Below are 10,520 nucleotides of genomic sequence, written 5' to 3'. Positions count from 1 at the left end.
TTGTCGGGAGGGTCTGAAGACCCTCCCCTACGCATAATGACCAACATAAACCTTTCAAAAAATGGCAAAAGTCGATCTCAGAGCCTCTGACAGAATGCCTCCTCGTAGGGGAGCACCTTCAGGTGCTCCCTCTTGGTTGCTCCCCCTTGTCGGGAGGGTCTGAAGACCCTCCCCTACGCATAATGACCAAACATAAACCTTTCAAGAAATGGCAAAAGTCGAGCTTAGAGCCTATCCCAAAACCCGACGGAACCGGAGCGGGATTCGAGGAGCCTAAAGGCTCCGCTACAGGCGGAAGACGAACTCTCCGTAGCGGGCCCTTCAGGGTCCGCGATACGTTTTGGGATAGGTTCTAAACCTCCCCGCACATGCCCTCCCTTGGGATGCTCCGACCGTTCTGCTACCATGGACTCGTGGATCCGGCGCCCATACGGAACGAATTGACTGAAAGGCTGCGTGAAGCTTTGCAGGATCGTCTCGTCCGGGTCGCCCTCTTCGGATCGCGGGCCAGAAACGACTGGAGACCGGATTCCGACTACGACGTCCTCATGGTGGTCACCGATGCGAGCCTCGACATGAAGGACCGCATCTTCGAGCTGGTCACCCATTTCGAGTTGGAGCGCGAACTGAGCATTTCGCCCCGAATCGTGCCTCTCGACCGGTTCGATAAAATGTACGGGAGCTCGGCTCCCTTCTGGAAAGGCCTTCGGCGCGACGAGAAAGTTCTGTGGACGAAGAAACCGTCCTGAACATCCGCAACGGGCTCCGGCACGGGCGGGAAGACAGCGACTACGAGCGTTTGAGTTTCTTCGACAAGGCCGACGCCGAGAAAGCGATCACCGAGGCGGAGAGATTCATTTCCTTCATCCGGGATGTTCTCATAAAAAGCGGCATCCCGCCCGAACTCTGACCGGTTCCGTGACCGTGGTATAATGGCGGTCGTGGGAAAACCTGTTCTGACCATCACCGTGATCTCGGGGGACAAGAAGAAAAAGACCATCCCCGCCCTGTTCGACACCGGCTCGCATTATTCCATCATTCGATCCGATTGCGTTCCTTCGGCCAGAACCGTCATCCGCTTTCCCCTCATCAAGACCTTGGGCACCGCATCCAAGACAGGAGGCGTGCGTATTGTCGGTGAGACGGGCCTCATCATGACGATCGGGCGGAGGCGCATCAACGATCGCGTCCTCGTATCCCCCGACCTCAAGAGAGAAATGGTCATCGGGGCGGACACGATGCAAGGCTGGGACATCACGATCAAGAATCGGAACGGCAAGACGCGAGTCTCCGTCGGCCACGACATGCGCGACCCGGACATCATCGAAGTGGCGTGATCAGCCCCGCCCGGTTCTCATGGCTTCGTGGGCGAGACCCAAACAGTATGTAAGCTTTTCCCCACCCAGTTCAGAAATGGCACACCCCTAAGCTCCCAGACCATGAGGATTTCAGACTGGACAATCCACTAACCGTCGGCCCGTCCTGCGTTTGTCCCCACTGCCATACGGTGTTGGAGGTGGAACAAGACACCTTCGACCAATTCTTTCGGTCAGGACCGGTACCTTGTTTACGTTGTTCAAATCCGGTCGATCTTTGGCAGGTCATCAAGGACTTCGCGCAGATGATGCCTAATCTGGGTGGCGGCTATGCGGCTATCGGAGCTTCGCAAACTCGGCGTAAGGCGACCATCCAACGCGAAGCGGCAATTGAAATCGATTTCAGTACGTGGGGAATTCCCCCAGACGCGACCATTCTTAGTTTGTACATGACGCCCATAGCGTCGGAGCCGGAGCACCCTCCCTTGCGACCACTCTTCCTGCATAGCAATGTTTTGCCGGTTACCTCGATTCCACCGAAGATTTGGATCTACGGATCGTCGATTGCGAACCATGCTGTTCCGGCGTCAAGCGAGGTCCAATTTTTCGTTTTCTGGTTGCCCGCCGGAACGGCTGCAATTCCGCCCTCACACCTGATGGAGGCGGCAAGGAAATACTCGGCCCACAAACATGATGAAGTTGTCTTGCCCGCACATGTCGCTTTCGAATCGGCATTGGGGCCGCCGGTCCTTAGCGCCATCCGTGCGTTTTGCTCCGTCGAAAAGGCAAAAGAATTTCTCGATCATGGAGCAACTCTGTACCATCAATTGAACGTTCTCGTACCCATGATCTGCCATATTACTGGAGCTCCGCGGCTGCAAGATTCGATCCTCAGTCTCCTGAACAGGCTGCGAACACTGAGAAATGAAATCGCACACGACGGACATCTCAGGACACCGCTCACCCAAGACAATGCAGCCGAATTCCTCACGGCCTCTGTCTTCGGCTACAGGTACGCCCTCCTGCTTCAGTCGTCCATCGGGAACGCTATACAGACAGGCCGTCTTCCCCAACGGTAGCTCGGAGTTTGGAGCCGGTTCAAACTTTCATCGGTTGAGAACTGGCGAAAGGCAACGGAGCAACGGGGTCAAGTCTTGAATTGGCACATGTTGATCGCGTTGAAGGTTGGAGATGTACCAATTCAAGACTTGACCCCCCATCCCTGAGTTTCCGGGCGGAAGAAGAAACGCCCGCAAAATCCGCGATAGATTGAATGCCACCTTTTTTTGAGAGGGGGCGCGCATCGCTTTGATTTCGCACCGGGGAACCGTAGAATGGGAGCATGTCGAAAGGGAAGAAGCAGTCAAGGGCAGGATTCAGCCGCCAACGGGCCGACTTGGAAGTCGGGTATTTGCGGGACAGGGCGCTCATCTTCCTGGACGTGGCGCAGCGGCTCTTCAAGGAAGAAAAATACGACGTCGCCGCCTTCCACATCGAACAATTCTGCCAACTCCACCTGAAATATCGGATCGGCCTGAAGCTGGGCGAGTTTTTGAAAACCCATTCGCTCACCGACCTCCTGCTTGAATTCGGCGGCGCGTACGGCGCGCGCGATCAAGCCGAGAGCTTTATCGAACAACACAGGGCCGTGATCCTTGACCTCGAGCAGGCATACATCGGCACTCGATACATCCCCCTTGAATACACAAGAGAGCAGGTTGAATTGATGCTTCGCTTCGCAAACGTCCTTACGGAATTTGCGGAGGGCCGGAAATGAAACACATCGACTATCTTATTGAGAGGGCCAATCGAAGGACGGAATACTTCCGGCGCCGACGGTCCTACCTCAAGGAGATCAAACGACTCGCAAGACGCATGGTGCCGGGCGCAAGAGTCTTCCTCTTCGGCTCCGTGGCGCGAGGCGACTTCTGGATCAACAGCGATATCGATGTGCTCATTGTCTCCCCTTCCATGCCCAAGAAAACCATGGAACGATCGAAGCTCTCCGCCGACATCCACCACGAAATCGGATACGGCAGCCCGTTCGAGTTTCACCTCGTCACTCCAAGCGAGATGAAGTGGTACGACCGGTTCATCGACAAGAAAATCGAGGTCGCGTGAGCACCCCGCCTCCTTCTGCCTCCCATCGTGGTCGGCCCGATGGGCGGGGCACCGCACCGTCCGTGGCTGGTACTCCGGATCAAGACCGGCCCGCGTGGGTGACGATCCCGTCGGAGGAAGCCCTCCGCCGAGCCCTTCCGTTCGCTCCGTATGACTTCGGATTCCTGCCCGCCATGACCCGGCTCGTGATGGCGCACGACCGGATCGGCCCCTTCTTCGGCCTCCTGTTCGGTCAAATCATGTTCGCACCGGGGAAGCTCACGCGAGGCGAGCGCGAAATGGTGGCCGCCATCACCGCCGCCGCACAAGACTGCCATTACTGAACGCAATCTCACGCAGAGTTTCTGCGTACGGAAAGCGGCGATCCCGCACTCGTCGAGGCGATCAAGAACCGCCGTTGGCGGGAGTTGACCTCTCTCACCTCACGCGAGAAAGCCCTGTGCACCGTGGCCGAAAAGCTCAGCGGCACGCCCACGAAAATGGTCGAGAACGATTGGAAGCCACTGCGCGATCTGGGCTTCGATGACGAAGCCTGCCTGGAAGTCGCCCACATCGTCGGTATCTTCAACCACCTGACGCGGATGGCGGATGGATTCGGCCTCAAGTTGGACGCCGGCACTAACACGGCGTCGAAAGCCGGCACCGCTCTTCACTCATCCCTTCCGACATCCCCGTGGCGCAGCCTCCTATCCCCAAGCTCCATGGGATACCTGATCCGAATTTTTCGACGCATGATAAGTCTTGCCAGGCATGTTGGGCATGACGGATACCATCATCCAACTTGAGTGCGTCCACCTTCCTCCAGTTTCTCGACGTTCGAACCGTCCCCTCACCGGCCTCACGACCGTGATATAATCCTCCGGTGGGTACCTTCCACGTCGATTGCAAGGTTGAGCATCACGTCGAGCGAAGGAGGTCCGTCCGCATTCCGAAGGCTCTCGTTGACACGGGGAGCGAATTCACGTGGATTCCCGCCGACAAGCTCGAACGGATCGGCGTGGTGCGCGAGAAGAAAGACCTTCGATTCGTCATGGCCAATGGTCAAGTCGTCACGAAAAGCGTAGGCTTCGCCATCCTTCGCGTGGCGCAAGCCTTTACCATTGACGAAGTCGTTTTTGCCGAACCCGGCGATCAGGCGCTGCTCGGCGCTCGGACGCTCGAGGGCCTGAACTTGGTTGTCGACCCCGCTCGCAAGAAACTGGTCGCGGCGGGTCCGCTCCCGGCCGCTTCGAATCGGCGGGCCAGACTCGTATCTCCATCGCACACGACATGAGGGACCCGGACATCATCCAAGTGGCTTGAGATTTCCGGCTATGACCGAATGGCGCTCTACGTCCGCCATCGGCGCGTTGGCCGGCGCCCTAACGGGTGTGATATTCGTTGCTGTTTCGTGTGGTCCCGTTCGGGACGAAATTTTGGTCCGCTACTCCACACGGCAAATTGACCGCCCCTTTGCTCTGCCGAAAGGCCTCGCAACGTGGAAAATCTCTTCCGAATCATCCGTTGAGCGAAAAGGGACCAAGTGGGATGCCAATTTCGGCCTCCCCAGCGCGCTCTTTTGGAGCTATGCCGTGCGTGACAGCGTCACGCTACTGTTCGCGCCCCTGCCGTGGGGCGCCCAAGCCCAAGTCCTCCGCGATGAAAAGAATCTGGCGGCCCTTATCGCCCATCTCGGCACGGTTGGATACTCCACCTATGATGGCTGGATTCTCGGACCGAACGTGGGGACCTATTTCCGCAGACGGCTCACTGAGAATTCGGCCTTTGCCATCCGATCCAGCTTCTCCTACACGCATCGAACGCGATATCGAGCAGGCAACCGGGACGATTTGTGGGCACAGGTTTCCATCGGACCGTTCTTCCAGCTTTCGGACCGATGGGCCGTAGGCCCGAACGCCACCGCCGGGTACAGGCGATTCTTCGCCCGATCCATCCTAGGAGCGGAAAGAAACGACGCCTCCCGTTTCGAATTCCCTTTGGGTGTTTGGTCGTCCTGGAGTCTCAGCCGCCTGTGGGACCTCAATGCCGATTACGAATATTCAGGCCCCGGATCACGAAGCGACTTTGAACAGCACACGGTTAGTCTCGTGGTCACTTGGTACTGGTGCTGGTGCAAGCGCTGACCCGAGGAAGTCCGTCTGGTTTTGACCTGATTGCTTCCCTCGCTTACAGGAATTCAGACTAATATATCGTGATCACAGCATTGTTCACGCCATCCTTCAATCGATCTCTCTGACCGATTAGATCGATCAATCAGACCGATTGAAATGGTCTATCAGACCAATGGGATCAGTCGAATAGACCGATTGATCCGGTCGCAATGACAGGTCTGATGGGTCCGAGCTCGTACCCACACTGGTACCCCCGACCGATTGGACCGGGGCACCCTTGACAATCAATCACGGCTGCGATAGGGGGGAGAGAAAACATCCGTCGTTCCGGGGGTGGAGGAACCGGGGTCCGAAAAAAGGAGGAACCATGGCACGAACCAAGAAGACGTCCACACGCGCAGGGAAAACGTCCACACCGAAGGCCAGGGCAAGGCGCTCCACGGCGCCCGGCAGGCTGCTGAGCGTGGCCGAGATTCAGCGATTGCTCAAGCCGCCGGAAAACTTCGAAGAACTGGCCGACAAGGCCATCGAGGCGTGGAATCGGGTACGAGCGAACGTCCGAATACCGGGAATGAGCCCAGGCGCCCTCGCCGGTCTCGTGAAACGAGCCCGGCAAAGGCAAACCGTGGAGGCCGCGCTGCGCGAAGGGCTTGAACTCACCTTGAAGAGGGCGCAACACGCGCGCCTCATCGCCGACGATGCCGCATGGAAAGGCGTCCTCAAGATCTGGAGGTTCGTCAAACCGGTGGCTTCGGAGAACGAGCAGGTGAAGAACGCGTTTCTCTTCCTGGCCGATGCCCTCAGCCGCCCGCGCGCGGAGGCCGAGAAACAACTCGCGGCGCAAAGCCCCCACGATAATTCTAATCGCCGTCCCCGAAGCACAGCGGAGGGGGACGCCGAACCGAAGGCGGAAACCCATCCGGAGGCCACACAGACCCAGCAGTAAACCTCAACAAGCAACACGTAACGGGGTGGCGAAATGGCGCTACCCCGTTTTCGTTTACGAACGTATGATCCCGCCATGATGCGCGTGGCCACCTTTGATCTTGGAACGAATACATTTCGCGTGCTCATCGCCGAGATCCGTGAGCCCGGGAATCGGGAACCCGTGAACCAGACGCGGACTCGCCGGCTCACGGGGTCACGGGGTCACGGGATCACGCTCCGGCCGATCAGGGTCCTCCGCTCCATCACGCGCCTCGGCCAGGATCTGCACAAACGGAAGACTTTTCATCCGGATGCGGTCAAGAGATCCCTGGCGGCGCTGGACGACTTCGCCCGGGAGATTCGAACGCACCGCGTGGACTGGGCCGGCGGAATCTGCACGGCTGCCTTTCGTACCGCGAAGGATGGACCGCGACTGCTTGCTCGCATCCGTAAGCGCTACGGCTGGGACGTGCGCATCGTGAGCGCCCGGCAGGAGGCCACCTACGCCATGCGTGGAATCATCTACGGGCTGAAACAGCCTCGTGAGCCTGTAAATCGTGAACCCGTGAACCGGAGAAAAAGAGACCCCGTCTCGGGATCACGGGATCACGGGATCACGGGATCACCTCTTCTGGTCGTCGACATCGGCGGCGGGAGCACGGAATTCATCCTCTGTGACAAAATGCGTGGGGGTGGGTCTTCAGACCCTCCCGGCAAGAGGGAGCATCTAAAGATGCTCCCCTACCAGACAAAGATGTTGCGGCACTTGCCGATCAACGGCGCCAGGACGGCGCCGAACGAAGGCAAGTGCCAGGCATTTGGAGGAATCCGCGGCATCCAAACCACCCCCCTCGGCGTCGTCCGTCTCACGGAAACCCACCTCCACCACGATCCGCCGCTTCTGTTCGAGATGCGTAAGCTCGATGAAGCGATCAACGCGGCACTGGCTCCCGTAGAAAGGATGGTGTCTTCCGCGCACCTGACTCGTCACCCGTCACCCGTCACCCGGCGCTCCCCACTCATCACTCATCACTCATCACTCATCACTTCTTTCGTCGGCACCGCCGGCACCGTCACCACCCTCGCCGCGCTGAAGATGAAAATGCGCAAGTACGATCCGAAGAAGATCTCCGGAACGCGGCTCACACGTCGCGATCTCGAATCCCTCATGAGGCGTTTGATCGCCGTCCCGGCTGCCGCCCGCCTGAAGCTCCCCGGCATGGAGAAGGGCCGCGAGGATCTCATCCTCGCGGGCATCGCCATCCTCCTCCGATGCATGGACCGATTCGGCCTGCCCGCCCTCACCGTCTGCGATTCCGGCATCCTCGAAGGCATCGCCCTGTCGCACTCCCGGAACGCAGCCTGAAGGCTGCGGCTACCAAGCCGGCGCCGGGCGTCGGACACCCCTGGGTAGGCGCGGGCTTTAGCCCGCGTCTTACGGCCCTGACAGCCGGTTTGTGAGGGAAGCCGCATAGGGGTAGAATACGCTGACAAACACATGGATGTGTCCGGGTTTGCAATCCGAAACCTTGCCGGCTCCGCACGGAGCGAAGGAAGTTTCTGAACCTCCCGAGCTCTCGACGCTTCGTCGCGGCGGCCATCCTTAGCGTCGCACTCACCTCATGCGCTCCCGGCATCTATCATCGGGTCAAATCGGGCCAGACCCTCATCCAAATCGCAGACGAATACGAGGCCGATCTCATCGAAATCGTCCTCATCAACGACCTGGACGATCCGTCCTCTCTCAAGGAGGCACAGCTGCTCTTCATCCCGCGCGTGAAAGAGAAGTCCCCTCCCCGGGAGATGGCAAAAGTCGAAAAACGGCTGCTCCGACAGGATAAAGCGCCCCCGATGCAAAAAGCGCAGGTCCAAAAAACGAAAGGTCGATTCATCTGGCCGATCAAGGGGAGCCTCTCATCCGAATTCGGCGTCCGGATGGACCGTCGCCACCAGGGCCTGGATATCGCGGCGCGCGAGGGCGTCGAATTCGTCGCCGCCGACTCGGGGAAGGTCATCTACAGCGACAACAAGCTGGCCGGATATGGGAACCTCATCATCGTCAAACATGCCGGGGACTTCGCCTCCGTTTATGCCCATGCCCAGAAAATGCTCGTGCGAAAGGGCGATCTGGTGGAAAAAGGCCAGGCGATCGGAAAGATCGGCCAGACGGGCCGCGCCACCGGCCCGCATCTCCACTTCGAAATCCGGTACCGGAACATGGCGAATGACCCGCTTCAATTCCTACCCACCCTGTGAAAAAGCCATCAGCATTCAGCGGTCAGCCTACAGCCGGAACGTTCCGATCCATCATTGCCCTGAAGCCGAAAGCTGATTGCTGATCGCTGACCGCTTCCTGTTATAATCCCGAAATGCTTTTCTCAGCCCTCTTTTCCCCGCAACGGATCAAGTCGAAGATCCGATCCCTTCGCGGGGGACAGAAACACGCGGCGGTCGAAGGGAAAGGCATTCTCGTTCGGATCGGAAACCGCGCGGCCGAAGGTCAACTCGCATCCACGGCCATCGCCGGCCGATTGGCGGCGTGCCTCCCCCTGGCCGGGAAGGGGCGGAAAGTGGACGGACTCTTGATGCTTCGCCAGTCCCTGCCCATGTCCGAGGCCGAAGGAATCTCCGCCGTGGCCACACCGGGCGAGATCCTCTATTGGACGGAAAAACAAGTCATCCTCATCAACACACGCAAATCGCCGCACACCTTGGAAAAATCCGGCCGGTACGTCCCCCTCGGCCGCCTTCGAGGATCCTGGCGAAGCGCGATCGCGCGAACCCCAAGCGGCACTCGCGTAACCATCGAGCCATGGCCGTAGCGCTCACTCACACCCAACCGCGGCCATCCGATCCGCCGGCGGTTCCCGAAGAGCCGAAGGCGCGGCTGCCCCTCTTCGCGGCCTATCCCTCGCTCGAAGAAATTCCCTGGACGAGCCTCAGCGACTACCCCTCGCCCGTCCAGCGCCTTGAGAAATCGGGCCGCGCCCTTCACCACCCCCACCTCTGGATCAAGCGCGACGATCTTCTCGGCACAGTGTACGGCGGGAACAAGGTCCGGAAGCTCGAGTTCATCCTGGGAGAAGCGCGCCGGCGTGGGTTCGAACGCATCATCGTCGTTGGAGGAATCGGATCCCATCACGTCCTGGCTTCCGCCCTCTATGCGAAATCCCTCGGTCTCGATGTCACCGCCATTCTCTTTCCCCAGCCGGCCACCGCCTACGTGCGCGACGTTCTCCTCGCTCTATTCTCCCTCGGCGTCGATTGCCAACTGACCCGTTCCCGCGCCTGGATGCTCCCGCACGTGCTCATGGAGTACTTTCACCGGCAGGTCGTTCGAGTCGACAAATACCCTCTCGTGGTTTACCCCGGCGGTTCCTCTCCCCTCGGTTGCCTCGGTTATGTCAACGCGGCGTTCGAGATCAAGCGCCAGACCGAAACCGGGGATCTCCCGCCACCCGCCACCCTCTACGTCCCACTCGGTTCGGGAGGCACGATGGCCGGTCTCGTCGTCGGATTTGCGCTCGCTCAGCTCTCCTGCAAGGTGATCGGCGTCCGCGTGGTGGAACGGAGCATGTGCAATCGCTTCGTCGTAGCCAGCCTCGCCCAACGAACGCTCGAGTATATGCGAACGTTCGATCCGGTCTTCGGCCAAACCAAGATCACCCTCGACATGGTCCACGTGGAGGGCGGCTATCTCGGCGGGGGATACGGCCACCCTACGCCGGAGGCGCAGGAGGCGATCCGGTTCGCCAAAGAGCACGAAAAACTCAAGCTGGAACCGACCTACAGCGGGAAAACGTTTGCCGCTTTCATGAAACTCGCCCCCTCCGAAAAGGGCGTGCCCGTGCTCTTCTGGGATACCTACAACTCGAAATCCATCCAATCGCTCATCCAATTGAAAGTGAAAGACCTGCCCTGGAAATTCAGGCGCCTGCTTTCGGTCGAGACTCCGCCTCGATAGAGTTAGCGCCTCTAACAGAGTGCCGATTCGTAGGGGAGCATCTTCAGATGCTCCCTCTTGTTGGGAGGGTCTGAAGACCCT

Annotated in this window: 15 protein-coding genes and 1 pseudogene; 15 read left to right on the top strand and 1 reads right to left on the bottom strand. The window is 59.1% G+C overall.

The annotated features are described in order from the left end of the window. Nucleotides 1-383: 383 nt before the first annotated feature. The 7 genes from HYT87_13685 (at nucleotide 384) to HYT87_13655 (ending at nucleotide 3,760) form a co-directional block, all read left to right on the top strand. Complete coding sequence (locus HYT87_13685; GenBank protein MBI2060814.1) at nucleotides 384-749, top strand: nucleotidyltransferase domain-containing protein; 366 nt, start codon at nucleotides 384-386, stop codon at nucleotides 747-749. Then, nucleotides 728-910, top strand: coding sequence for a hypothetical protein (locus HYT87_13680; protein ID MBI2060813.1), 183 nt, complete (start codon nucleotides 728-730; stop codon nucleotides 908-910). Before HYT87_13685 ends, HYT87_13680 begins: the two co-directional genes overlap by 22 nt. 31 nt (nucleotides 911-941) lie before the next feature. Continuing rightward, on the top strand, nucleotides 942-1,337 hold the full coding sequence (locus HYT87_13675) for a hypothetical protein (GenBank protein ID MBI2060812.1): 396 nt from the start codon (nucleotides 942-944) through the stop codon (nucleotides 1,335-1,337). A 179-nt stretch (nucleotides 1,338-1,516) separates the two neighbouring features. Further along, nucleotides 1,517-2,395 carry a hypothetical protein gene (locus tag HYT87_13670; GenBank protein ID MBI2060811.1) on the top strand — a complete coding sequence of 293 codons (879 nt, stop codon included), beginning with the start codon at nucleotides 1,517-1,519 and terminating at the stop codon, nucleotides 2,393-2,395. Nucleotides 2,396-2,658: 263 nt separating this feature from the next. Next, nucleotides 2,659-3,093: a HEPN domain-containing protein gene (locus tag HYT87_13665; GenBank protein ID MBI2060810.1), complete on the top strand. Its 435-nt coding sequence runs from the start codon at nucleotides 2,659-2,661 to the stop codon at nucleotides 3,091-3,093. Next, a complete protein-coding gene (locus HYT87_13660) occupies nucleotides 3,090-3,437 on the top strand; it encodes a nucleotidyltransferase domain-containing protein (GenBank protein ID MBI2060809.1) in 348 nt (115 codons plus the stop codon). The genes HYT87_13665 and HYT87_13660 overlap by 4 nt, the downstream gene beginning before the upstream one ends. After that, on the top strand, nucleotides 3,434-3,760 hold the full coding sequence (locus tag HYT87_13655; protein ID MBI2060808.1) for a hypothetical protein: 327 nt from the start codon (nucleotides 3,434-3,436) through the stop codon (nucleotides 3,758-3,760). Before HYT87_13660 ends, HYT87_13655 begins: the two co-directional genes overlap by 4 nt. Before the next feature lie 99 nt (nucleotides 3,761-3,859). On the opposite strand, the gene HYT87_13650 is transcribed toward HYT87_13655, so the two are convergent. Continuing rightward, nucleotides 3,860-4,090, bottom strand: a complete 231-nt coding sequence (locus HYT87_13650; protein MBI2060807.1) for a hypothetical protein — start codon at nucleotides 4,088-4,090, stop codon at nucleotides 3,860-3,862. Between the two features lie 209 nt (nucleotides 4,091-4,299). On the opposite strand from HYT87_13650, the gene HYT87_13645 reads away from it, so the two are divergent. From HYT87_13645 to HYT87_13610, 8 genes and pseudogenes are all read left to right on the top strand, one after another. Continuing rightward, complete coding sequence (locus tag HYT87_13645) at nucleotides 4,300-4,710, top strand: retroviral-like aspartic protease family protein (GenBank protein MBI2060806.1); 411 nt, start codon at nucleotides 4,300-4,302, stop codon at nucleotides 4,708-4,710. A gap of 40 nt (nucleotides 4,711-4,750) precedes the next feature. Next, entirely contained in the window at nucleotides 4,751-5,560 is an 810-nt protein-coding gene (locus HYT87_13640) for a hypothetical protein (protein ID MBI2060805.1), read from the top strand. Nucleotides 5,561-5,915: 355 nt separating this feature from the next. Beyond that, on the top strand, nucleotides 5,916-6,494 hold the full coding sequence (locus tag HYT87_13635) for a hypothetical protein (GenBank protein ID MBI2060804.1): 579 nt from the start codon (nucleotides 5,916-5,918) through the stop codon (nucleotides 6,492-6,494). Between the two features lie 75 nt (nucleotides 6,495-6,569). Further along, nucleotides 6,570-7,841, top strand: coding sequence for a hypothetical protein (locus HYT87_13630; GenBank protein ID MBI2060803.1), 1,272 nt, complete (start codon nucleotides 6,570-6,572; stop codon nucleotides 7,839-7,841). A 194-nt stretch (nucleotides 7,842-8,035) separates the two neighbouring features. Then, a pseudogene (locus HYT87_13625) lies at nucleotides 8,036-8,248 on the top strand (LysM peptidoglycan-binding domain-containing protein). A 30-nt stretch (nucleotides 8,249-8,278) separates the two neighbouring features. Further along, nucleotides 8,279-8,731 (top strand): M23 family metallopeptidase, encoded by a 453-nt coding sequence (locus HYT87_13620; protein ID MBI2060802.1) that lies wholly within the window; start codon nucleotides 8,279-8,281, stop codon nucleotides 8,729-8,731. 113 nt (nucleotides 8,732-8,844) lie between these two features. Next, on the top strand, nucleotides 8,845-9,297 hold the full coding sequence (locus tag HYT87_13615) for a hypothetical protein (GenBank protein ID MBI2060801.1): 453 nt from the start codon (nucleotides 8,845-8,847) through the stop codon (nucleotides 9,295-9,297). Then, nucleotides 9,288-10,439, top strand: a complete 1,152-nt coding sequence (locus HYT87_13610) for a pyridoxal-phosphate dependent enzyme (protein MBI2060800.1) — start codon at nucleotides 9,288-9,290, stop codon at nucleotides 10,437-10,439. Before HYT87_13615 ends, HYT87_13610 begins: the two co-directional genes overlap by 10 nt. Nucleotides 10,440-10,520 lie beyond the last annotated feature (81 nt).

The organism is Nitrospirota bacterium, from assembly GCA_016180645.1.
Lineage (GTDB): Bacteria > JACPQY01 > JACPQY01 > JACPQY01 > JACPQY01 > JACPAV01.
The sequence above is the reverse complement of the archived record's forward strand: the minus strand, read 5'-3'. Positions and strand labels throughout refer to the sequence as shown.

Coding starts and splice junctions, on each gene's coding strand:
- HYT87_13685 (MBI2060814.1), top strand. CDS start 384: ATGCTCCGACCGTTCTGCTACCATGGACTCGTGGATCCGGCGCCCATA.
- HYT87_13660 (MBI2060809.1), top strand. CDS start 3,090: ATGAAACACATCGACTATCTTATTGAGAGGGCCAATCGAAGGACGGAA.
- HYT87_13620 (MBI2060802.1), top strand. CDS start 8,279: ATGGCAAAAGTCGAAAAACGGCTGCTCCGACAGGATAAAGCGCCCCCG.
- HYT87_13610 (MBI2060800.1), top strand. CDS start 9,288: ATGGCCGTAGCGCTCACTCACACCCAACCGCGGCCATCCGATCCGCCG.
- HYT87_13630 (MBI2060803.1), top strand. CDS start 6,570: ATGATGCGCGTGGCCACCTTTGATCTTGGAACGAATACATTTCGCGTG.
- HYT87_13665 (MBI2060810.1), top strand. CDS start 2,659: ATGTCGAAAGGGAAGAAGCAGTCAAGGGCAGGATTCAGCCGCCAACGG.
- HYT87_13640 (MBI2060805.1), top strand. CDS start 4,751: ATGACCGAATGGCGCTCTACGTCCGCCATCGGCGCGTTGGCCGGCGCC.
- HYT87_13635 (MBI2060804.1), top strand. CDS start 5,916: ATGGCACGAACCAAGAAGACGTCCACACGCGCAGGGAAAACGTCCACA.
- HYT87_13615 (MBI2060801.1), top strand. CDS start 8,845: ATGCTTTTCTCAGCCCTCTTTTCCCCGCAACGGATCAAGTCGAAGATC.